18 protein-coding genes and 1 pseudogene are annotated in these 22,182 nt (G+C 52.3%); 15 read left to right on the forward strand and 4 right to left on the reverse strand.

Features of this window, described 5'->3' with window-relative positions:
* Nucleotides 1-46: 46 nt before the first annotated feature.
* The 8 genes from P0D43_RS09625 to bktB all read left to right on the forward strand — a co-directional run bounded on the left by P0D43_RS09625 (nucleotide 47) and on the right by bktB (nucleotide 9,589).
* Nucleotides 47-1,213 (forward strand): RluA family pseudouridine synthase, encoded by a 1,167-nt coding sequence (locus P0D43_RS09625; protein ID WP_394672290.1) that lies wholly within the window; start codon nucleotides 47-49, stop codon nucleotides 1,211-1,213.
* Nucleotides 1,182-2,015 (forward strand): polyphenol oxidase family protein, encoded by an 834-nt coding sequence (locus tag P0D43_RS09630; protein ID WP_394672291.1) that lies wholly within the window; start codon nucleotides 1,182-1,184, stop codon nucleotides 2,013-2,015. The genes P0D43_RS09625 and P0D43_RS09630 overlap by 32 nt, the downstream gene beginning before the upstream one ends.
* A 329-nt stretch (nucleotides 2,016-2,344) precedes the next feature.
* Nucleotides 2,345-4,183: a class I poly(R)-hydroxyalkanoic acid synthase gene (locus tag P0D43_RS09635; protein ID WP_341236664.1), complete on the forward strand. Its 1,839-nt coding sequence runs from the start codon at nucleotides 2,345-2,347 to the stop codon at nucleotides 4,181-4,183.
* Nucleotides 4,184-4,204: 21 nt separating this feature from the next.
* A complete protein-coding gene (locus P0D43_RS09640) occupies nucleotides 4,205-5,383 on the forward strand; it encodes an acetyl-CoA C-acetyltransferase (RefSeq protein WP_159568646.1) in 1,179 nt (392 codons plus the stop codon).
* A gap of 47 nt (nucleotides 5,384-5,430) precedes the next feature.
* Nucleotides 5,431-6,174: an acetoacetyl-CoA reductase gene (gene phbB / locus P0D43_RS09645; protein ID WP_394672292.1), complete on the forward strand. Its 744-nt coding sequence runs from the start codon at nucleotides 5,431-5,433 to the stop codon at nucleotides 6,172-6,174.
* 198 nt (nucleotides 6,175-6,372) lie between these two features.
* Nucleotides 6,373-6,990, forward strand: a complete 618-nt coding sequence (gene phaR / locus P0D43_RS09650) for a polyhydroxyalkanoate synthesis repressor PhaR (RefSeq protein WP_159568644.1) — start codon at nucleotides 6,373-6,375, stop codon at nucleotides 6,988-6,990.
* Nucleotides 6,991-6,998: 8 nt separating this feature from the next.
* On the forward strand, nucleotides 6,999-8,360 hold the full coding sequence (gene rimO, locus P0D43_RS09655; RefSeq protein WP_394672293.1) for a 30S ribosomal protein S12 methylthiotransferase RimO: 1,362 nt from the start codon (nucleotides 6,999-7,001) through the stop codon (nucleotides 8,358-8,360).
* Between the two features lie 47 nt (nucleotides 8,361-8,407).
* Nucleotides 8,408-9,589: a beta-ketothiolase BktB gene (gene bktB / locus P0D43_RS09660; RefSeq protein ID WP_159568642.1), complete on the forward strand. Its 1,182-nt coding sequence runs from the start codon at nucleotides 8,408-8,410 to the stop codon at nucleotides 9,587-9,589.
* A 61-nt stretch (nucleotides 9,590-9,650) separates the two neighbouring features.
* On the opposite strand, the gene serB is transcribed toward bktB, so the two are convergent.
* The 3 genes from serB to mfd form a co-directional block, all read right to left on the reverse strand.
* Nucleotides 9,651-10,523, reverse strand: a complete 873-nt coding sequence (gene serB / locus P0D43_RS09665) for a phosphoserine phosphatase SerB (protein WP_394672294.1) — start codon at nucleotides 10,521-10,523, stop codon at nucleotides 9,651-9,653.
* Nucleotides 10,520-11,473, reverse strand: a complete 954-nt coding sequence (locus tag P0D43_RS09670; protein WP_394672295.1) for a hypothetical protein — start codon at nucleotides 11,471-11,473, stop codon at nucleotides 10,520-10,522. Before P0D43_RS09670 ends, serB begins: the two co-directional genes overlap by 4 nt.
* 93 nt (nucleotides 11,474-11,566) lie before the next feature.
* Nucleotides 11,567-15,031, reverse strand: coding sequence for a transcription-repair coupling factor (gene mfd, locus P0D43_RS09675; protein WP_341236660.1), 3,465 nt, complete (start codon nucleotides 15,029-15,031; stop codon nucleotides 11,567-11,569).
* Nucleotides 15,032-15,156: 125 nt separating this feature from the next.
* Between mfd and ispD the strand changes: the two genes are divergently transcribed.
* From ispD to P0D43_RS09700, 5 genes are read left to right on the forward strand one after another with little or no spacing between them, the layout of a single operon-like run.
* Complete coding sequence (gene ispD / locus P0D43_RS09680) at nucleotides 15,157-15,888, forward strand: 2-C-methyl-D-erythritol 4-phosphate cytidylyltransferase (protein ID WP_159568638.1); 732 nt, start codon at nucleotides 15,157-15,159, stop codon at nucleotides 15,886-15,888.
* Nucleotides 15,885-16,379, forward strand: coding sequence for a 2-C-methyl-D-erythritol 2,4-cyclodiphosphate synthase (gene ispF, locus P0D43_RS09685; protein WP_394672296.1), 495 nt, complete (start codon nucleotides 15,885-15,887; stop codon nucleotides 16,377-16,379). The genes ispD and ispF overlap by 4 nt, the downstream gene beginning before the upstream one ends.
* A complete protein-coding gene (gene tsaB / locus P0D43_RS09690; RefSeq protein ID WP_394672297.1) occupies nucleotides 16,379-17,080 on the forward strand; it encodes a tRNA (adenosine(37)-N6)-threonylcarbamoyltransferase complex dimerization subunit type 1 TsaB in 702 nt (233 codons plus the stop codon). Before ispF ends, tsaB begins: the two co-directional genes overlap by 1 nt.
* On the forward strand, nucleotides 17,067-17,528 hold the full coding sequence (gene rimI / locus P0D43_RS09695; protein WP_341236657.1) for a ribosomal protein S18-alanine N-acetyltransferase: 462 nt from the start codon (nucleotides 17,067-17,069) through the stop codon (nucleotides 17,526-17,528). The genes tsaB and rimI overlap by 14 nt, the downstream gene beginning before the upstream one ends.
* Nucleotides 17,525-18,217, forward strand: a complete 693-nt coding sequence (locus tag P0D43_RS09700) for a uracil-DNA glycosylase (protein ID WP_159568634.1) — start codon at nucleotides 17,525-17,527, stop codon at nucleotides 18,215-18,217. Before rimI ends, P0D43_RS09700 begins: the two co-directional genes overlap by 4 nt.
* Nucleotides 18,218-18,228: 11 nt before the next feature.
* Here the strand turns inward: P0D43_RS09700 and lplT are convergent, their stop codons facing one another.
* The gene (lplT, locus tag P0D43_RS09705) at nucleotides 18,229-19,506 is read right to left on the reverse strand and encodes a lysophospholipid transporter LplT (protein WP_394672298.1); all 1,278 of its coding nucleotides are present in this window, start codon (nucleotides 19,504-19,506) and stop codon (nucleotides 18,229-18,231) included.
* A 159-nt stretch (nucleotides 19,507-19,665) separates the two neighbouring features.
* Between lplT and alr the strand changes: the two are divergent.
* Together alr and radA are read left to right on the forward strand one after the other, a co-directional pair.
* A pseudogene (gene alr / locus P0D43_RS09710) lies at nucleotides 19,666-20,769 on the forward strand (alanine racemase).
* 14 nt (nucleotides 20,770-20,783) lie between these two features.
* On the forward strand, nucleotides 20,784-22,166 hold the full coding sequence (radA, locus tag P0D43_RS09715; protein WP_159568631.1) for a DNA repair protein RadA: 1,383 nt from the start codon (nucleotides 20,784-20,786) through the stop codon (nucleotides 22,164-22,166).
* Nucleotides 22,167-22,182: the final 16 nt, after the last annotated feature.

The following is a 22,182-nucleotide window of genomic DNA, read 5'->3' on the forward strand; positions in this document are numbered from 1 at the left end:
GCTGCCCACCGGCGGCATACTCAATTGAAAGATTCGATTTTAATTTATGACCTCCCAAATTCACGACGACGCAGAAAGCGCGCAACCCGATCAACCTTTGCAAGCCCGGGTGCCTATGGAACTGGGTGGTTCTCGCTTGGACAAAGTGATTGCCGAGTTGTTCCCGCAGTATTCCCGTTCCCGCCTGCAGGGCTGGTTAAAAGAGGAGCGGGTGCTGGTCAATGGCGTGGCCGCAGCCAAAGGCAACCAGAAAGTACAAGGCATGGACCGCATCGCGCTTAGTCCAGGGGTTCTTGCCCACATGCAGGCATTGATACCTGAGGACATGGGCCTGGACATTGTGGCGCGCACCCAGGAATACACAGTGGTCAACAAGCAGGCGGGTTTGGTGGTTCACCCTGCGCCTGGGCACTGGACGGGTACCTTGATGAATGGTTTGTATCACCTTGACCCCGAATTGATCCACGTGCCCCGTGCGGGTATTGTTCACCGTCTGGATGCCGACACCACCGGCCTGATGGTGGTGGCTCGAACTCAGGAAACCCAGGTGAAGCTGGTCCAGATGCTGCAAGCCCGAATTGTAAAACGTGTGTACTTGGCCATGGTGTGGGGGCGCATTGCCAACTCGCTAACTGTGAACAACCCCTTGGGCCGCGACCCGCGCAACCGCTTGCGCATGGCTGTGGTTGATCATGGCAAGCCCGCAGTCACTCACTTTACCCCGGTAGCCTTCGGTGAACTGCTTGAGGTGCCGGTCACTTTGATGGTGTGTCGCCTTGAAACGGGGCGTACCCATCAAATTCGCGTGCATGCACAGCATGCAGGTTTTGCCTTGGTGGCCGATCCTGTTTATAAAATCAGGGGGGCTGGCAGTCATTCGGCGTTAAGGCTGTCGTCCATCGAGCTTCCAAATGGAGAAAAGTTTGAGCGCCAGGCCTTGCATGCCACGCATCTCAGCTTTCCCGACCCGGCTCATTTTCATGTGCAGGGCACTGATGAAGCTGCAGAAGATTGGGATGAAAGCCTTGGCAACCATGAATGGCCTGAATATGTGGCCAAGGCCCCAGAGGACTTGCGTTTGCTGGGAGAAATGGCTGGCATAGACTTTCACAGCGACGAGGTCGAAGAGGCTGTGCTTGAGGAAGCACACCAACACAAGGCCTCGGTGCTGGCGCGATTTGATGACGATGATGACCTCGAAGAAATCGAATAAATTCCTGCCATTGGCCGAAATCGGTCCAAACTGGTTGGGGGTGAAGGTGTGTGTAACGCAAACCGGATTCGGCGATCCTGCCTTTGACACTGGCCCTTTTGGTTTCAATTTGGGTACACATGTTGGAGACGAACTGGATGATGTCGAAAACAGGCGCAGCGTTGTTCAGCAGGAAATGGGTGCCGCAGTTCTTTGGCTGAATCAGGTGCATGGGTGCGATGTATTTGATGCCAGTCTGTTAACCAATTCACATGGCCTTGGTGCCATGCCACCAAGTGCTGATGCCTCTACATGCGTCAACAGCAATGTTGCTTTAGCCATCATGACCGCAGATTGCCTGCCTGCTGTATTTGCCGCCTTTGATTATTCCGGCAAAGCCATCGGTGTTGCCGCAGCACATGCAGGTTGGCGGGGTTTGCATGCTGGCGTACTACAGGCCACAGCCAAAGCGCTGGGTAATGCGTGCAATGTGCCGATGGGTCAGATCAAGGTTTGGTTGGGACCGGCAATTGGACCGGAGTCGTTCGAGGTGGGTTCTGAGGTATTGAATGCCTTTGTCCAGAAAATCACCACATCCTCAATGTATTTCAAACCCGCTGGGTCTGACGGAAAATTTCTGGCGAATATCTATGGTCTGGCTCGTTGCGTGCTTGACGACCTGGGTGTAGGCAAAGTTCAGGTTGGCGATTGGGACACGGTCACTGATTTACGTTGGTTTTCTCATCGACGGGGGCAACAGCAGGGTGTTCCTTCTGGGCGTTTTGCGACACTAATTCGGCTTCTTCCTGAGCAAGTCGTTTAAGCCGCCTCGACTTTGTTCCCATCAAATAAGCCAGCACTGCGCAGGGCAACGCCCCGTAAAACAGAAAAGTGACAATGCCTGCCACGAAGTTTGTTTCAGTGGCTGCCATCAAGGTAACCACATACATCCAGCCAATAATTACGATGTACATCTTTTGTGAACTCTAGGGTGAAACGAATACACTGGAGATGGTGCATGAAATTGGGCTCATCAGCAAACAGTAAGGGTCAGAGGCATACAATTATTTGACAAGTCAAAATGTTGCGGTGCACAATATACAAAAGGCCGACGAGCCAAGGGAGCGTATTGCGCCCGCAAAGGAGAGGAAGGTGAACAAACAAATACCAGACTTTAACGAAGTCTTCGGTCAGCTATTGCCTGTTGCAGAACAAATGCAGCAGCAGATGCAGGCCCAGTTTCAGCAGGCCATGGGTGCCTTCGGGCAACTGGGGCCAATCCCGGGATTGCAAGCCTCAGTGCCGTTACAAAATGCAACCATGGGAGCCATTCAGCCATTCATGAATTCGATCATGGGTGCTTGCCAGGCTGCACTGACCCAAATCCCGGTGCATTCACTGGGGCAAATTCAAACTGAATACGCTGCCGAGTTGTCCGCATTGCTGGCTTCGGCGTTTTCCAATTTACCCAATCCCGAGTCCAAGGCCACACAGCCTGTATCTCTTGACACCTGGATTCAGGGTGACAAGCGCTTTGCTTCACCCGATTGGCACGACCACGGTGTGTATGAGTTCACTGCGGCCATGTATTCGCTGAACGCACGGTTCACGAAACGTATTGTTGAACTGGTGCCCGACAGCAGTCCTGAAAAACGCAAGGTTGAGTACGCCGTTGAGCAGTTTGTCGATGCACTGAGCCCTTCCAATTTCTTTGTTACCAATCCGGAAGCGCAGAAAAAATTGCTGGAGAGCAAAGGTGAAAGCCTGACACAGGCCATTCAAAACCTGATGGCAGACATGCAAAAAGGTCGCATTTCACAAACCGATGAAGATGCGTTTGAAGTGGGTGTGAATGTAGCCACTACACCTGGTGACGTGGTGTTTGAGTGCGATTATTTTCAACTGCTGCAGTACAAGCCCACCACTGAAAAAGTGGGTAAACAGCCCATGTTGTTTGTGCCGCCGTGCATCAATAAATTTTACATTCTCGACCTTCAACCCGCCAATTCGCTGGTTAACTTCGTGGTTAGCCAAGGCCACACTTTGTTTCTGGTGTCCTGGAAAAATCCCACCGAGGCTGAAGGGCATTTCAGTTGGGATGGCTATGTTGAAGATGGCGTAATCAAGGCCATTGATGTTGTCAAAACCATCACCAAACAACCCAAGCTGAATGTGCTTGGTTTTTGTGTGGGCGGCACGCTTTTGGCAACGGCTTTGTCGACATTGGCCAATCGCGGTGACGACAGTGTCAACAGTGTCACGTTTTTGACCACCTTGCTCGACTTCACCGACACTGGCGCCTTGGGTGTATTTGTGGACGAGGAGCAGGTCAAGGCGCGGGAAGAAAGCATTGGTCAGGGTGGGGTTATGCCCGGCAAAGATTTATCAAGTGCTTTTTCCTCGCTGCGCCCAAATGATTTGATCTGGAATTACGTGGTGAACAATTACCTGAAAGGTGAAAAGCCACCCGTGTTCGATTTGTTGTACTGGAACAGTGACAGCACCAATTTACCGGGCCCCATGTTTGCTTGGTACCTGCGGAATACTTACCTGGAAAACAAGGTGTGCCAGCCGGGCAAAGCCATGGTTTGTGGCATGCCGGTTGATTTGGGTTTGATCGATGTACCTGTTTACATTTTGGCAACTCGTGAAGACCACATTGTGCCCTGGCGAAGTGCCTTTCAAACTAGCCATTTGGTGAGCGGTGAATCCAGGTTTGTGCTGGGTGCCAGTGGCCACATTGCCGGTGTTATCAACCCGGCCAATAAAAACAAACGCAATTACTGGGTGTGTGAAGGTGAAATTCCAGATACTCCTGAGCAATGGTTCAAGCAAGCCAAAGAAGTGCCTGGCAGTTGGTGGAATGATTGGGCGCAGTGGCTTGAGTCCATGAAAGGCGGAGAAGTGAAAGCGCCAGCAAAACCCGGCAATGCAAAATTCAAATCCATTGAGCCCGCACCTGGACGATACGTCAAACAGCGAGCCGTATAAAAACCTGTAAGGAGAGTTGACATGACTGAAGTTGTAATTGTTGCTGCGGGCAGAACCGCACTGGGCAAGTTTGGTGGATCACTTGCCAAAATTTCTGCGCCAGAGTTGGGGGCGCACGTGATCAAAGGTTTGCTTGAGAAAACGGGCGTGAAGGGTGAGCAGATTTCAGAAGTGATTCTGGGACAGGTGCTCACAGCAGGTTCGGGTCAAAATCCGGCCCGTCAGTCTGTCATCAAAGCGGGATTGCCGAACACTGTGCCTGCTCTGACAATTAACAAAGTCTGCGGTTCTGGCCTGAAGGCAGTGATGCTGGGCGCACAAGCGATTGCTTGCGGCGACGCTGAAATCGTGATTGCCGGTGGTCAGGAAAACATGAGTGCAGCGCCCCATGTGATGATGGGCAGCCGCGATGGTTTTCGCATGGGAGACGCTAAGCTGGTAGACAGCATGATCGTGGATGGCCTGTGGGACGTGTACAACCAGTACCACATGGGCATTACCGCTGAAAACGTGGCGGACAAGTATGGTATTCAACGTGCGGAGCAAGATGAGTTTGCGGTGAAAAGCCAGAACAAAGCTGAAGCTGCAATTAAGGCTGGCCAGTTCAAGGATGAAATTTTCCCGTTGAGCATTCCTCAGCGCAAAGGCGACCCCTTGGTGTTTGACACCGATGAGTTTCCACGCCTGGGCGCCACGCTGGACAACATGACCGCGTTAAAGCCCGCATTCAAGAAAGACGGCAGTGTGACTGCTGCTAACGCATCTGGTTTGAATGATGGTGCAGCCGCTGTGATGTTGATGAGTGCTGCGAAAGCGAAAGAACTGGGTTTGCCCGTGTTGGCGACCATTGCTGCCTATGCCAGTGCCGGGCTGGATCCCACGATTATGGGTATGGGGCCGGTCCCTGCTTCGAAGAAGTGCCTGGAAAAAGCAGGCTGGACTGCTGCTGAGCTGGACTTGATGGAAATCAACGAAGCTTTTGCGGCACAAGCATGTGCCGTGAACAAGGAAATGGGTTGGGATACATCAAAGATCAACGTGAATGGTGGCGCCATTGCCTTGGGGCATCCAATTGGTGCGTCAGGTTGCCGTGTGCTGGTAAGCTTGATTCATGAAATGAATAAGCGCGATGCCAAGAAAGGTTTGGCCTCATTGTGTATCGGCGGTGGCATGGGCGTGGCTTTGGCTGTCTCCAGATAGTATTCGGATAAATTCAAATCAATACAAATAAAGAAGGGATGTGAATCATGAATGAACCAAAAGTAGCGTATGTGACAGGTGGTATGGGTGGTATTGGAACGGCCATTTGCAAGAAGCTGTGTGAGTCGGGTTACCGTGTGATCGCAGGCTGTGGCCCCAATTCACCCCGCAAGGAAAAATGGCTGGGTGAAATGCGCAGCGCAGGATACGAGGTGTATGCCAGCGAAGGCAATGTGGCCGATTGGGACAGCACCGTGACTGCTTTCGAGAAAGTACGTGCCGAGCACGGCACGGTTTCCATTCTCGTGAACAATGCCGGCATTACCCGCGATGGCACTTTTGTCAAAATGAGTCGCGACGATTGGTCTGCCGTGATCGACACCAACTTGAACTCGTTGTTTAACGTGACCAAACAGGTTATCAGTGGCATGGTTGAGCAGGGCTTTGGTCGTGTTATCAATATTTCGTCGGTGAATGGTCAGAAAGGGCAGTTTGGGCAGACCAACTACTCCACAGCCAAAGCGGGTTTGCGTGGTTTCACCATGGCGTTGGCTCAAGAAGTCGCATCCAAGGGTGTCACTGTGAACACGGTTTCTCCGGGCTACATCGGTACGGACATGGTTCGTGCCATTCGCCCTGATGTACTGGAAAAAATTTTGAATACCATTCCGGTAAAGCGGTGGGGTACACCTGAAGAAATTGCATCCATTTGCGCCTGGTTGGCCTCTGAGGACTCTGGTTTCTCGACAGGCGCTGACTTTTCGCTGAATGGTGGTTTGCACATGGGTTAATCCTTGGTGCATTTTCGGCAACCAAGTGCCAAAAAGGCGGTATGATGTTGCACTGCACGTTGAAAAAGCGTGCAGTGCTTTGTTTTTTGTAAGTGCTTGTTTGTGCAAGGTAGTTTGACAAATTGATGCACCTGCAACCAGACCGTTCACCCACGCAGGTGCGGCGGCGTATAACACCACAAGAAAGAGATGAGAGGCATGGCTGACGCAACACGACTGATCAAGAAGTATCCAAACCGACGCTTGTACGACACTCAAACCAGCAGTTACATCACCTTGGGCGATGTAAAGCTATTGGTGCTGGAAAACGAAGGATTTCAAGTCGTGGATGCGAAAAGCGGTGAAGATTTAACCCGTAGCATTTTGCTCCAGATCATTCTGGAAGAAGAAACTGCAGGCGTGCCAATTTTCACTTCTCCCATGCTGTCGCAAATCATTCGGTTTTACGGCAATGCCATGCAGGGCATTATGGGTACATTCCTTGAGAAAAACCTGCAAGCGTTCATGGACATTCAGAACAGCTTCCAGGATCAAGGAAAAAATGTGGCGGATGGCAGTCAGTTTGCAAACCCGGAATTGTGGTCACAATTCATGAGTGTTCAAACGCCTGTGATTCAAAGCATGATGAGCAATTACATTGAACAAAGCAAAAACATGTTTGTGCAAATGCAGGATCAGTTTCAAAACCAGACCCGCAGCATGTTCACAAACTTTGGATTCCCAAACCCGGGCGAGTTTCCCGGCATGAGCGGAATGCCAGGCGCGCCTGGTATGCCCGGTGCCACCAAAGCAAAGCCGGACCCTACCAAAAAGTAACACCGAATATGCAAGACGAAACCTTCTCTGCCAAGCGCCCACCGAGTGTGGGCTTTGTTTCTTTGGGTTGCCCAAAGGCCCTTGTGGATTCCGAGCGAATTCTGACCCAACTGAAAGTAGAGGGGTACAACGTATCTGCCTCCTATGAAGGGGCAGACCTGATCGTTGTCAATACCTGCGGTTTTATCGACAGTGCCGTGCAGGAAAGCCTGGACGCCATTGGTGAAGCCATTCATGCGAACGGCAAGGTAATTGTAACGGGTTGCCTGGGTGCCAAAAACGGCAACGAGGGCAAGGAACTGATTACCAACTTGCACCCCAAGGTGTTGGCTGTTACTGGCCCACATGCCACTGAAGAAGTGATGCAGGCGGTGCACATTCACCTGCCCAGACCACACGACCCGTTCATTGATTTGGTGCCCGACCATGGCGTGAAGTTAACGCCCAAGCACTATGCCTATTTGAAAATTTCGGAAGGCTGTAACCACCGTTGCACCTTCTGCATTATTCCAAGCATGCGTGGCGATCTCGTCTCCCGTCCAATCGGTGAAGTAATTCGTGAAGCAGAAAGCCTGAAAAAATCGGGCGTGAAAGAATTGCTGGTGGTGAGCCAGGATACTTCGGCCTATGGCGTGGATTTGAAGTACCGCACTGACTTTGTGAATGGCCGCCCCGTAAAAACACAGTTTCAGCAACTGGCCGAAGAACTCGGCGAACTGGGCATTTGGGTGCGCATGCACTATGTGTACCCATACCCCCACGTGGACCGTGTGGTGCCGTTGATGGCGGAAGGTAAAATTTTGCCTTACCTCGACATTCCATTCCAGCACTCACACCCCGATGTGCTCAAGCGCATGAAGCGCCCCGCCAGTGGCGAGCGCAACATTGAACGCATTCGTGCCTGGCGCGAAACCTGCCCCGACATTACACTGCGCAGCACATTTATCACTGGTTTCCCTGGTGAAACAGAAGATGAATTCAAGCATCTGCTCGATTTCATTGAAGAAGCGCAACTGGACCGCGTGGGTGTATTTGCCTATTCACCCGTGGACGGTGCAGTGGCCAATGCGCTGGACAACCCGGTGCCGGAAGAAGTGAAAGAAGAGCGCCGCGCGCGTTTGATGGAACTGCAGGAAAAGATTTCACTGAGCCGCAACGAAGCCAAGTTGGGCAAAGTGATGCAAGTGTTGGTCGATGAAACCGACGAAGAGGGCATTGTGGCCCGCAGCAAAGCCGATGCCCCGGAAATTGATGGCAATGTGTTTGTACCCATGCCTGAAAACCCGGCCCAGAAGCCTAAGCCGGGCGATTTTATCAATGTGCTGATTGATGACTGTGATGAACACGACCTTTGGGGTCGAATTGCATAACAGAATCATTTAGCTGAATCGTTTAATAAAAAATAGGAGATAGAGCAATGACACGTGAAGTGGTAGTAGTAGCCGGTGTACGCACCGCAGTGGGCGACTTTGGTGGAAGTTTGAAAGATTTTTCCCCAACGCAGTTGGGCGCCATGGTTGTGAAAGAAGTGGTTGCACGCGCAGGTGTAAGCGCCGACCAGGTGGGCCATGTTGTGTTTGGCCATGTGGTTAATTCCGAGCCCCGCGACATGTACTTGTCTCGCGTGGCTGCCATTGAAGGTGGTTTGGACAAAACAACGCCTGCACTTACTTTGAACCGCCTGTGCGGTTCTGGCTTGCAAGCCATTGTGACTGCTGCGCAAAGCATTATGTTGGGCGATGCCGATGTCGCCATTGGTGGCGGTGCTGAAAGCATGAGCAAAGCCCCGTACATTTTGCCTGCTGCCCGTTGGGGTGCACGCATGGGCGACATGAAGGGCATCGACATGATGGTGGGTGCACTGCACGACCCATTCCATGTGATCCACATGGGTGTAACCGCTGAGAACGTGGCCAAAGAATTCAATGTAAGCCGTGAAGACCAGGACGCCTTGGCGGTTGAAAGCCACAAGCGTGCAGCCAACGCAATTGCAAACGGTTATTTCAAAGACCAGATCTTGCCGATCGAAGTAAAAACCCGCAAAGGTCCTGTTGTGTTCGACACTGACGAACACGTTCGTGGCGACGCGACTGTTGAGGGCATGGGCAAACTGAAAACCGTGTTCCAGAAAGACGGCACAGTGACTGCTGGCAATGCTTCGGGTTTGAACGACGGTGCGGGTGCTGTGCTGTTGATGGAACGTGGCGCTGCCGAGAAGGCTGGCAAGAAGCCCATGGCCCGTTTGGTGGCCTACGCCAACACGGGCGTTGAACCAACCATTATGGGCATTGGCCCCGTGTCTGCAACCAAAAAAGCCTTGGCAAAAGCTGGCTTGAAAATTGAAGACATGGACGTCATTGAAGCCAACGAGGCTTTTGCTGCGCAGGCTTGTGCCGTAACCAAGGAATTGGGCATGGACCCGGCCAAGGTGAACCCCAATGGTTCAGGTATTTCAATTGGCCACCCCATTGGTGCCACAGGTGCAATTATTACCGTGAAAGCATTGTACGAATTGCAGCGCATTCAGGGTCGTTACGCACTGGTGACCATGTGTATTGGTGGCGGTCAGGGTATTGCGGCGATTTTTGAGCGGATGTAATACTCAGCGGTATTGCCGCGTGATGAGGTTTGGGTGTTCTGCCCAAACCTCTGTTCGCTGATCAGCTATTCGCCTCAAACCACTTGCAGATGCTATCCAACCCACCGTGGTTGATACAAAAGTCTGTTTTCACCTGCACCACTGGCTTGGCATGAAACGCCACGCTGGCGCCGGCAATTTCCATCATTTTCAGATCGTTGGAACCATCGCCCACCACAATTGCGCGCGAGGGCTCGCAGCCTAAGAGTGCGCAGGTTTCCAGCACGGTTTCACGTTTCACTTCTGCATCCACAATGGTGCCCAACACGCGGCCGGTCAAGTGTCCATCGACAATTTCGAGCGTATTTGATCGGGTGTAATCCAGCCCCAATACTTCCTTCATTTTGTCGGTGAAAAAGGTAAAACCACCACTGACCAACAGCGTTTTCCATTTGTTGGCTTTGGCATAGGCAATCAGCTCTTCTGCCCCTGGCGACAAGCGCAGGCGTTCTTCAAATACAGACTGCAGGCAGCTTTCCGGTACGCCTTTGAGCAAAGCCACCCGGCGGTTCAGGCTTTCGGAAAAGTCTTTGATTTCACCCCGCATGGCGGCTTCGGTAATTTCAGACACTTCCTTTTTTTTGCCTGCAAAGTCTGCAATTTCATCGATGCATTCAATCGTGATCAGCGTGCTGTCCATGTCCATGGCCAGCAATTTGAATTCATTGGCCTGAAACTCGGATTCCAGGATTGCAAAGTCGAACTGGTGCACACGGCTTAATGGCCGCATGGTGTCGGTAATGGCTGCTTTGGGCAGTGTGTAGGCCTCAGGAATTTCAATGCAGGCTTGTTGGTCTTGAACTTCAACGCCCAGTGTGGGCAGGCTGAGTGCATCAAGCGCGGTGTGCACCTGGGCGGTGGTCAATGTTTTGGAGGAAAAGAATAGTCGGCTCATGGTGTGCTCTCCGTGGGTTGCGCGGATTCTACCTTGTCGTTTGCGGAAATTTCACCGGCGGGCTCTTGAAGTTGTGCCAAGAGTTTGATTGAGGGTTCGTGACCCTGTTGCGCCGCAAGGTTCAACCATTGTAACCCCAAGGGCTTGTTGACTGGAAATCGGGTTCCCTCATAGAGCAGATTGCCTAGCAGGTGCATTGATTCAACCAATCCCTGTTGCGCTGCGGAATTCAACAATGCCAACACTGCCGGGTCTTCTGGTTGAAGGGGCACTTCATTTTTCAGGACAAGCTCGGCCAATTCATGACTGGCTTGAGGGTGATTCAGGCGCGCAGCACGACGCAACCAGAACATGCGGTCTTCACCCTCAAACTTGCTCAACCAGTAGCGTGCGTTGGCGTCGTCTGCATTGGCCAATGTGTAAAGCAGGCGCTTTTTTTGTTCGCAGAATTCGTTTTTGGGGCAGTAAACTTCTTCCTTGCCCTTGTCGAGTCGTTGCAGCGCATATTGGGTGCACGGCAAGTACACTTCAGCACAAGAATCCAGGTGTTGCTGGGCTTCAATTTTGCTGTGTCCGAATGGGCTTTCCAGGTGACTTTCCAGAACGGTTTGTGAGTACAGCAATTGCGACGGGCTGTGTTGGTCTCGGGATGCACGGCGCAACCAACCCAGGCCTTCGGTCAGTTGTTTGCTCAGGTCTGGCTGGCTGGCATTGAAGACATCAAGCAACAGCAATTGGCCCAAATAGTATTGGGCAGGCGTGTGGTTTTGCATGGCCGCTTTCCCCAGCCAAACGCGTGCGACCTTCAGGTCGCGTTCCACGACATCACCACGCAGGCGCATCAATCCGAGTGCGGTTTGCACTTCGGCATCACCTGCTTCGGCCTCGGGCAACAAGGCCTTGTAGACTGCCAGGCCAGCGTCGCCTGAATCAGGGTTTTGTGCTTGCACCTTGCCTGAGATTAAAGCGCTCCCGAAAAGGAGAGCCGCGCCCAGCAGGCGAAACCAAGTGAATTGTGTGCCAGCGTTGTAGATCATGTGGGTTCAGGCCAGTTGTTTGATCAAACCTTTAAGAAACTGTACACGGTCGCTGACTTTCGGGAAACTGCGTGTAATTCTTAAACGCTCGGCGCCGGCCAGTTTCATGTCTTTTTCTTTTTGAATCATCAATATGATTTTGCCTGCATCCACATTCGGTTGCGCATCAAATTGCACAACGGTTGCGTCTGTTGAGCTGTCAATTTTTGCAATGCCCAGGGGTTTGGCCAAAATGCGCAGGCGGTGCGTTTCAAGCAGTGCTGTGGCAGCTTCAGGCAGTTTTCCAAAGCGGTCAATCAGTTCTTCCTGAACCTCTGAAATGAAGTCCATTTCTTCGGTACTGGCCAGGCGCTTGTAGAGGGTCAGGCGTTCATGCACGTCGGGGCAGTAATCTTCAGGCAACAAAGCCGGCGTGTGCAGGTTGATTTCTACTGTGACGTTCAGTGGTGCGGTCAAGTCGGGTTCTTTGCCAGCGCGCAAACTACGCACAGCGTGGTTCAGCATGTCGGTGTACATTTGAAAGCCCACCTCGTGCACATTGCCGCTTTGATTGGCACCCAATACCTCGCCAGCACCGCGAATTTCAAGGTCGTGCATGGCCAGATAAAAACCGCTGCCCAGGTCTTCCATCATGGTGATGGCTTCAAGGCGACGCTCTGCGTTTTTACTCAGGCCTTCTTCGTTGTTCACCATCATGTAGGCATAGGCTTGGTGGTGCGAACGGCCAACGCGGCCACGCAACTGGTGCAGTTGCGCCAGGCCGAATTTGTCGGCTCGGTGAATCACGATGGTGTTGGCTGTGGGTACATCAATGCCGGTTTCAATAATGGTGGTGCACAACAACAGGTTGAATCGCTGTTGATAAAAATCGCGCATCACGCGTTCAAGGTCACGCTCATTCATTTGCCCGTGCGCAATACCGATACGGGCTTCCGGCAGAATTTTTTCAAGCGCCTCACGGCGATTTTCAATGGTATCGACCTCATTGTGAAGGTAGTACACCTGCCCGCCACGTTTGAGTTCGCGTAGTACAGCCTCGCGAATTACGCTGTCAGTTTCACGGCGCACGAAGGTTTTAATCGACAGGCGGCGCTGCGGGGCAGTGGCGATTACGGAGAAATCCCGAATGCCTTCCATGCTCATGGCCAGTGTGCGTGGAATGGGTGTCGCGGTAAGCGTCAGTACATCCACTTCAGCACGCAGGTTTTTCAAGGCCTCTTTTTGGCGTACGCCAAAGCGGTGTTCTTCATCAATAATCACCAGCCCAAGGCGCGAGAACTCAACTTCTGAGCTGAGTACTTTGTGCGTGCCAATAATGATGTCGGCTTTGCCGGTATTGATCAATTCAACTGCATCGCGAATTTCTTTGGGTGATTTGAATCGGGACAGTTCGACTACTTTCACGGGCCAATCGGAGAAGCGATCGGAGAAGGTTTGGAAGTGTTGTTCGGCCAACAGCGTTGTGGGGGCCAGCAGCACCACTTGCTTGCCATCCATTACACTGACAAATGCAGCGCGCAATGCCACTTCGGTTTTGCCAAAGCCCACATCGCCACACACCAAACGGTCCATGGGGCGGGGCGAGGTCATGTCGGCGATTACCGCGCGAATGGCAGCGGCCTGGTCGGCTGTTTCTTCGAAGCCGAATTTTTCAACAAAGGCTTCGTAGTCGCCAACGCTTAGTTTGAATTCATGGCCCTTTCGCAAGGCGCGGCGAGCATACAGGTTCAACAATTCAGCTGCGGTGTCGCGCACCATTTTGGCAGCTTTCTTCTTGGCTTTTTCCCACTGGCCTGAACCCAGTGCATGCACGGGTGCATTTTCCGGGTCTGCACCGCTGTAGCGTGCGATCACGTGCAACTGGGCTACCGGCACAAACAGGTTCGAACCGTTGGCATATTCAAGATGAAGGAATTCAGATTCGCCTTCGCCAAGGTCCATGCTGATCAGGCCTTTGTACCGGCCAATACCATGTTGTTGGTGCACCACTGGGTCGCCGATTTTCAGTTCCGACAAATCACGAATCATTGATTCGACGTTGCTTTGCCGTTCTTGTTGTCTGCGTGCGCCGCGGCGGCGTGGGGAAAGCGAGAACAATTCTGCTTCAGTAACAAACGCAATTTGCGCTTCAAGCCCGCGGTGCACGCCAAAGCCTTGGTCCAGTACTGCGGTACACAGCACAAAGTGTTCGCCACTTTCCAGTGCACCTTGCAGTGTTTCGGTTTGGTGGGGTTTTAGCTTGTGTTCAAGGAAATACTGGTTCAGGGTTTCTCGACGACCATCGCTGGGGGCCACCATAATCACTTGTTTGTAGCTGCCAGCTCCAGTGCGTTCTATCAGGTTGCGGAATTTGAAAACAGGATCATCTGCTTTTCGGTCGGCAGCCAGGTCGGGTAGCAGTGCGCCGCTGTATTCTGGCACCAAAGCATTTTTGGATGCCGACAAATTCACGCGCGCCGCATTTTCGAAACTGCTGAAAAACTCATTGGCATTCAGGTAAATTTCGGAAGGCCGCAGTATTGGGCGCTGTATGTCTTTCGACAAGAAGTCGAAGCGGCTTTGCGTGTCAGCCGCGAAGGTCTGAAGCGCTTGGTCTACATCGCCATGCTGAATAAACACCAGTTCTTTTTGAGGCAGGTAGTCGACCAGGCTGGCCGTGTTCTCAAAAAACAGAGGCAGGTAATATTCAATGCCAGCGCTGGCCACACCGGTGCCCATGTCGCGGTAAATGCCAACTTTCGAGGGGTCGCCTTCAAAGCGTTCTCGCCACTTGCTACGAAACTGCGCGCGGCTTTGTTCATCCATCGGGTATTCGCGCCCGGGGAGCAGGCGCATTTCGCGAACCGGGTAAAGGCTGCGCTGGGTGTCTACATCAAATGTTTTGATTGATTCGATTTCATCATCAAACAAATCAATGCGAAATGGCAGGGCTGTGCCGGTGGCAAACAAATCGATAATGCCGCCGCGAATGCAATACTCGCCAGGGGTCATCACCTGCGACACATGGCTGTAGCCGGCGATCGTCAACTGCTCGCGCAGTTTTTTTTCATTCAGTTTGTCGCCTGTTTTGAAATAAAACGTACTGCCCGCCAGAAAAGAAGGCGGCGCCAGTTTTTGAATGGCTGTGCTGGCTGCGGTAATCAGTACGTCCAGATCGCCCCGCTGTGTTTGGTACAAAGTGGCCAGTCGTTCAGACACCAAATCCTGGTGGGCGGACAAACTGTCGTAGGGCAAGGTTTCCCAATCGGGCAGGTAATGCACCTTCAAGCCTGGAGCAAACAAGGCAATTTCTTCTTGCAGGCGGGTTGCATCGTGCGGGTTGGCGCAGGTGATCAGGCACAGCTTGCCCTGTTCTTGGGCCTGTGAACACAATTGGGCCAACAAAAATGCATCGGCGCTGCCGGGTGGGTGCGCCAAGCTGAGCCTGTGGCCGCCGGTTAACTGAAAAGAAGAAGTAAAATATGACAGCATAAGGTTTGCCCGCTTGGATACTGCAACCTTGCTGGTTTTCCAGTGGGCGTCAAGTTCGGGTTTTGGGTCGATGAATCAAGGCCCGTATTATACGGCGGCAAGTGCCCGCATAGGAACAGGCTTTCATGGCAAGAACTGCCAGGTTTTTTGGATTGGTGCCTGCTGGTGGCGCGGGGAATCGCTTTGGCGGAAATATCCCCAAGCAATACGCCATGCTGGGCGCAAAAACAGTGCTCGAGCGCAGTGTGTCGGCCTTGTTGGCTGATCCACGCGTGGAAAAGGTATTTGTGGTGGTGGCTCGGGATGATTCGGCAGCCCAGGACTTGTTTGCCGGGCATGCCAATGTGAAGTGCCTTCCGGTAGGGGGGCAAGAGCGAGTCAATAGCGTATTGAATGGCTTGAATCATTTGCTGGCGAACTTCCTTGTCGCTGAAACCGATTGGGTTTTGGTGCACGACGCTGCTCGCCCCGGTTTAAGCGCAGCTGCCTTGAAAAGATTAATCGATGAAGGCAGTGAGCACATTGCAGGGGCCTTGCTGGCGTTGCCGGTGGCCGACACCTTGAAAAAAACCAGTGTGGCTGAGGGGGGCGAGGTGATCGCCCAGACCACGGTGCCCCGAGACCAATTGTGGGCTGCGCAAACGCCGCAAATGTTTCGGGCACAGGCTCTTGCCATGGCCATTTCCGAGTGTGTGTACAAAGGTGCCAAACTGACCGACGATGCCAGTGCAATCGAAACCCTTGGAATTGGTCCCCTGATTGTGCCTGGGCATATTGAGAATATGAAAATTACCCAAGCTGATGATTTGCAGGTTGTGGCCAGGTTGCTGAACTTGCAACAGGAGGACTCTGAATGAGTGAAATTAATCGCCTGCGGGTGGGGCAGGGTTACGACGTTCACCGCTTGGTCGAAGGACGCAAGTTGATTTTGGGAGGAGTGCACATTCCTTCCGAGCTCGGCTTGTCAGGTCATTCCGATGCAGACGCCTTGTTGCATGCAATTACCGACGCAATTTTGGGTGCCTGCGCTTTGGGTGATATCGGTACTCATTTTTCTGACACCGATCCCCAGTTTGAAGGCGCAAACAGTGGTGTGCTGTTGAAGAAAGTGATCGATCTAGCGAATTCCAAAGGCTTCTCGCTGATCAACATTGATTCCACCCTGATTTGTCAGAGCCCAAAACTTGCGCCGCACATGGCGGCCATGCATGAAAGCTTGAGCGGCCTTTGTGGTTTGCCACTGGATGCCGTCAATATCAAAGCCAAGACCAATGAGAAGTTGGGTTATCTGGGACGGAAAGAAGCCATCGAAGCTCAGGCTGTGGTCTTGATGGTAAAGGGCCGTTGATGACGTCTCGTTTTCTATTGGCAATCAGCACCAGTTCGGGCGTGGCCAGGGTGGCCGCCGCTGCAGAACCCTTAAGTCCACTTGATTTGGCAGGTGAGTTGTTCAGCTTTGAAATCACCGATTACAAAAGCCAGTCAGCCCAGCTGTTGCCGCTGATCCAGGCGCATTTTCAAAAAGTGGGCTTGAAGTCGACCGAATGTGTCGCCATTGCGGTAGATATTGGCCCTGGTGGATTTACCAGCTTGCGAACAGCTTGTGGTGTTGCCCAAGGTTTGGCAGTGGCGTGGAAAGTGCCCACCGTGCCGCTGAGCAGTTTTGAATGCATGTTGCCCTTACCCTTGCCAACCAGGCCTGTAACGGTGCTAACGGATGCGCGTTTGAATGAAATTTATGCCGCAACCCTTGAACGCCTGCCGTGCGGCACGCAGTGGGTGCAGCCGCCGCATTTGTTGCCGATCTCGATATTGCAAACATTAGAAGGCGAGGTCGTTTGCGATTCGCAATTGTTTGCGCAAATTACGTTGGCAAGCGACAGCGTGAAACAGGGCGAGGTGTCTGCAGTGCGCTTGGGGCAATTGGCATGGCAAGCATTTGCGGCGGGGCGGGTTGCTGGGGCAATCGATTGCCAACCTTTGTACGTTCGCGACAAGGTTGCGCAAACCACCACTGAACGATTGGCGTTGAAGCATGGCGTTATTTAGTATTCGACCCATGACGGAGGCTGACGTGCCTGCTGTAATTCTGGTTGAAAACCAGATTTACGAATTTCCGTGGACTGACCGTAATTTTCTCGATTCCTTGCGGGCGGGATATCACATGCATTGCATGTGGCTCAACGAGGAGCTGGCTGGTTACATCGTGATGATGCATGTGGTTGATGAGTATCACTTGCTCAATATTTCCATTCGTGCTGACCTGCAAGGTTTGGGACACGGCAAACATTTGTTGCAGTGGGGCATTGGTCAGGCCAAACTGGCCAGTGCAACAGGCATGTTGCTGGAAGTTCGGCCCAGCAATGTCGCTGCAAAAAATCTCTATGAGAAACAAGGGTTCAAGTTGATTGGTGCACGCAAAAATTATTACCCGTCTCAACTGGGGCGAGAAGACGCCCTCGTGATGTTCAAACGATTTACAGGCATGCTGGAATGACAAACGCACGTACCAAGGCCAGCCTGTTCAATGCAATGGGCTTGGGCCCGGTTTGGGAATTGAAAGCAAACGAGACTCCGCAGGTGCAGGTTCCGGCTATTCCTGCGCAAGGTGTGCATCAGGAACTGCCCTCGCTGAAGTCATTGCAAAACACGGTTGCCAATTGCAAGAAATGCAGCTTGTGTGAAACACGCAAGCAAACGGTGTTTGCTGATGGCATTGCGCATGCACCTTTAATGGTCGTGGGAGAAGCCCCTGGCATTGACGAGGACGCTGTGGGTTTGCCTTTTGTAGGCAGGGCAGGGCAATTGCTTGACCGCATGCTGGCAGCAATCTCGGTGAGTCGTGCAAACAATGTATACATCGCCAATGTGTTGAAGTGTCACCCACCTGGCAACCGAAATCCCGAGTCGGCTGAAATTGCAGAATGTTCGCCTTACCTGGTGGAGCAAATCAAGGCCAATGATCCAAAAGTATTGTTGTTGGTGGGGCGTTTTGCGATTCAAACCTTGCTGAACAGCAAAAAACCAGTGGGCGAACTTCGTGGTCAGGTTCATCGAGTGACCCTGGACGGGCTCGATATTCCAGCGGTGGTGACTTACCACCCGGCGTATCTCTTGCGCAGGCCCGAAGAAAAATCGAAGGTGTGGGACGATTTGTTGTTATTGAAACAACAGGGCATTATTTAATTCGCGGTTTATTATTGTGGCATGCCCACGGGGCGGTCTTCGCCAATGCGTGCTTCCACATTGAACAGCCGTTGGTTTCGGCGATGCCAAAGAATCACCATCATCATGGTGGCCATTACAAACCCGCCGAACATTAAAATCACATTGTTCACATGCACGTCAAAGCTGATCAAAATGGCGTAAATGCCAAGCATGGTCAGTACGGAAATATTTTCGTTGAAGTTTTGAATTGCAATGGAGCGACCCGCGCTCATCAGCACATGACCGCGGTGTTGAAGCAGAGCGTTCATGGGCACCACGAAAAAGCCGCTAAGCGCGCCGATCACTGTAATTAGTAGGTAGGCCATGCTTTGGTTGTTTACCAAAACCATGGTCATGCAAACAATACCCATCAAAATACCCATGGGCAGTACCACCATGGATTTTTTCAAGGGAATCAGTTTGGCGGCTGCCACAGCACCCGCCGCTACACCAAAAGCACAAACACCCTGCAGAATCGCACCTTTATCCAAGGGCAATCCCAAAGCACTTTCAGCCCACTTTAAAACGATGAACTGCAGTGTGGCCCCGGCACCCCAAAACAGCGTGGTGACCGCCAATGAAATTTGTCCAAGTTTGTCGCCCCACAACTGCTTTACACAGCCGTAAAACTTGCGAGTCATGATAATGGGGTGGTTGAGTTGGGGCTCGTAACGTGCGCCCGTGTCTGGGATCTTGAAATTGAAAATGGCCGCAATCAGGTAGCCAGAAATGATCACGAAAATCGCTGCTTCGGCAGGCGTGTCCATATTGTCGGTGACGCCCGGAATATGAAGTTGCATCAAATACTGGCTTGTGCCCGGCGCAATCAAAATACCCCCGAGTACGGTGCCAAGAATAATGGACAACACCGTGAGTCCTTCGATCCAGCCGTTGGCCTCTACCAAACGCTCGTGTGGCAGCAACTCGGTCAAAATGCCGTACTTGGCGGGCGAGTATGCCGCGGCGCCCAAGCCCACCACTGCGTATGACAGCAGGGGATGCACACCAAAGAACATCATCAGGCAGCCCACAATTTTGATCGAATTCGTGATCAACATGACCCGCCCCTTGGGCAGAGTGTCTGCGAACCCGCCAACAAATGGCGCAAGAACCACATATGAAACCACGAAGAACAGTTTCAGCAATGGGGTCATCCAGTCAGGCGACTGAATTTGAAACAGCAATGCAATTGCTGCAATCAAGAGTGCGTTGTCTGCTAGCGACGAGAAAAACTGCGCCGCCATGATGGTGTAAAAGCCGGGTTTCATTCAACTTTGAATTGAGCGAAATCCATTTAGTGCGATTTCGCCGTTTCGCTACTCGTTCAACGGTGTTGAGGCGTTATATCATATCCAGATGCTTCACGTATTAAGCAATGCCTTTTTTACGAAGTTCGAGCCTACCCTTAAATCATCATTAGCCAGTCCATGCCACGACCCATACGTGCAGTGGTTAACCCTGCCGCCATCTCAGCCAATATCAATAGAATCAAGGAATTGCTGGGCAATACCTTGGTAATGTCCGTGGTGAAAGCCGACGGTTATGGGCATGGTCTGGAAAGAATTATCGATGGACTGCAGTATTCAGATGCTTTGGCCATTTTAGAAATTGAGGGGGCAGCACGCTTGCGCAGTTTGGGCTAGAACAAGCCCATTGTGTTGCTTGAAGGTTGTTTTGATCAGGCCGATTTGCTCAAAGCCATCGAATTGCGCTGTGACTGGGTTGTTCACAATCAAGATCAGTTGAATGATTTGGCAGGTTTGGAACCACAACTGTTTTTCCACAAACCCCGTATTTTTCTGAAGTTGAACACCGGAATGAACCGACTGGGCTTTCAGCCAGAGTCCGCCGCCGCAGCTATTTGCTGGCTGGATGAGTTCACCTTGAAGCACAACTGGCCAACCCCTGTCTTGATGACTCACTTTGCCAATGCAGATGAAGCCGAGCCCAGGGCTCGACTGCCTTTTGCTCAAGATCAACATCAAACCCTGATGCGCTTGAAGCCTGTACGTTGGCAAAGCAGTTTGGGAAATTCGGCTGGTAGTCTTAATTTTCCGGCTTTGGCGGGTGATATTGCACGCCCAGGTATCGCAATTTATGGCGCAACACCTGGTCCGAATGCCGCTGCCAATTATGGATTAAAGCCCGCCATGGTTTTCACCAGCGAAATCATTGCCATTCAACCCATTAAAAAAGGCGATACCGTGGGCTATGGCTCCCGGTGGCAGGCTGCCGAAAATGGCCGTGTGGCTGTGGTGGCCTGCGGTTATGCTGATGGCTATCCGCGCCATGCGCCCGATGGCACTCCCACCTATGTCGAGGGTCATGTTGCGCCCGTTGTCGGTCGAGTGTCCATGGACATGATGACCATTGACGTTAGCCACATTCCGAATGCCAATGTTGGCAGCACCGTCGAGTTGTGGGGCGAGCATATTCCGGTGGATGTGGTGGCCGATCGGTCTGGCACCATTGGTTATGAACTGCTGTGTGCAATTGCGCCCCGCGTGCCATTTTTTAAGTCTAGCTGTTAAAGGGACATGCCGTTTTGGCCAAGAGCAAAAGTCAGTATCAATGCACAGAGTGCGGCGCCGTATTTGCCAAATGGCAAGGTCAGTGCACCGATTGCAGCAGTTGGAATACATTGGTTGAGTCTGTGGTAAGTACTGCCGCGCCAACCAGGCACAGCCGTTTCGCGGCATTGGCCGCGCAAAGCAGTAGCGTTATCAAGCTTTCAGAGATTCAAGCGCAAGACCACCCACGTTTCAGCAGTGGTGTGCCCGAGTTTGACCGTGTGCTGGGCGGCGGAATGGTGCCGGGCATGGTGGTATTACTGGGCGGCGATCCAGGCATTGGTAAATCTACTTTGCTGTTGCAGTCAATGGTCACCTTGGCCAAAACAACTTCGGCCTTGTATGTCAGCGGTGAAGAATCTGCTGGGCAAATTGCCTTGCGGGCGCAACGCCTGGGGCTGGAACACACCAACTTGAATGTATTGACTGAAATTCAGCTTGAGCAAATTGTGGCTCAGCTTGAAACACACAAACCCCAGGTTCTGGTGATCGACTCCATTCAAACCCTGTACACCAGCGAGCTAAGTGCTGCGCCGGGCTCGGTAAGTCAGGTGCGCGAATGTGCAAGCCAGTTAACCCGACTTGCCAAGGCTTTGGGTATCACCACCATTTTGGTGGGTCACGTTACCAAAGAAGGCACGCTGGCTGGTCCGCGTGTTTTAGAGCACATTGTTGACACGGTGCTTTACTTTGAAGGCGACTCGCAGTCCTCGTTTCGCTTGGTGCGCGCATTCAAGAACCGATTTGGTGCAGTCAATGAGTTGGGCGTGTTCGCCATGACCGATCGTGGATTGAAAGGCGTGAACAATCCATCCGCGCTATTTTTGTCGCAAACCGCCGAATGGGTGGCTGGTTCCTGTGTCATGTGCACTCAAGAAGGCGCGCGACCATTGCTGGTTGAAATTCAGGCTTTGGTCGATTCCTCTCATTCACCTTCACCGCGCAGGTTGTCGGTTGGCCTAGAGCAGAATCGCTTGGCCATGTTGTTGGCGGTGATGCACCGCCACGCAGGTTTGCAGTTTTTTGATCAGGACATTTTTATCAATGCTGTGGGCGGCGTGCGAATTTCAGAACCTGCTGCCGACCTGGCCATTGTGTTGGCCATGGTGTCGTCCTTGCGGAATAAACGCTTGCCCAAAGAATTGGTCGTGTTTGGTGAAATTGGCCTGTCGGGTGAGCTGCGCCCAGCCCCGCGTGGGCAGGAAAGATTGCGCGAAGCAGCCAAGCTTGGTTTTACTCATGCCATTGTGCCGGCCAGCAATGCACCGAAACAGCCCATCGATGGCATTGAAGTGATTGGTGTCGACCGAGTCGAAAAGGCATTGGCTGCCCTGAGAGACAAGCTGGATTGTTTTTGACCCTGTTTTGACTTGG

Origin of the sequence: Limnobacter sp., from assembly GCF_043511195.1 — a bacterium.
Classification (GTDB): Bacteria; Pseudomonadota; Gammaproteobacteria; order Burkholderiales; family Burkholderiaceae_B; genus Limnobacter.

Bases quoted from the DNA above. Each gene is read 5' to 3' on its own strand.
- P0D43_RS09630 (WP_394672291.1), top strand. From the start codon at position 1,182: ATGACGATGATGACCTCGAAGAAATCGAATAAATTCCTGCCATTGGCC.
- ispF (WP_394672296.1), top strand. From the start codon at position 15,885: ATGAGTGAAATTAATCGCCTGCGGGTGGGGCAGGGTTACGACGTTCAC.
- rimO (WP_394672293.1), top strand. From the start codon at position 6,999: ATGCAAGACGAAACCTTCTCTGCCAAGCGCCCACCGAGTGTGGGCTTT.
- serB (WP_394672294.1), bottom strand. From the start codon at position 10,523: ATGAGCCGACTATTCTTTTCCTCCAAAACATTGACCACCGCCCAGGTG.
- phaR (WP_159568644.1), top strand. From the start codon at position 6,373: ATGGCTGACGCAACACGACTGATCAAGAAGTATCCAAACCGACGCTTG.
- bktB (WP_159568642.1), top strand. From the start codon at position 8,408: ATGACACGTGAAGTGGTAGTAGTAGCCGGTGTACGCACCGCAGTGGGC.
- P0D43_RS09700 (WP_159568634.1), top strand. From the start codon at position 17,525: ATGACAAACGCACGTACCAAGGCCAGCCTGTTCAATGCAATGGGCTTG.
- lplT (WP_394672298.1), bottom strand. From the start codon at position 19,506: ATGAAACCCGGCTTTTACACCATCATGGCGGCGCAGTTTTTCTCGTCG.
- ispD (WP_159568638.1), top strand. From the start codon at position 15,157: ATGGCAAGAACTGCCAGGTTTTTTGGATTGGTGCCTGCTGGTGGCGCG.
- tsaB (WP_394672297.1), top strand. From the start codon at position 16,379: ATGACGTCTCGTTTTCTATTGGCAATCAGCACCAGTTCGGGCGTGGCC.
- phbB (WP_394672292.1), top strand. From the start codon at position 5,431: ATGAATGAACCAAAAGTAGCGTATGTGACAGGTGGTATGGGTGGTATT.
- P0D43_RS09625 (WP_394672290.1), top strand. From the start codon at position 47: ATGACCTCCCAAATTCACGACGACGCAGAAAGCGCGCAACCCGATCAA.
- rimI (WP_341236657.1), top strand. From the start codon at position 17,067: ATGGCGTTATTTAGTATTCGACCCATGACGGAGGCTGACGTGCCTGCT.
- P0D43_RS09640 (WP_159568646.1), top strand. From the start codon at position 4,205: ATGACTGAAGTTGTAATTGTTGCTGCGGGCAGAACCGCACTGGGCAAG.
- mfd (WP_341236660.1), bottom strand. From the start codon at position 15,031: ATGCTGTCATATTTTACTTCTTCTTTTCAGTTAACCGGCGGCCACAGG.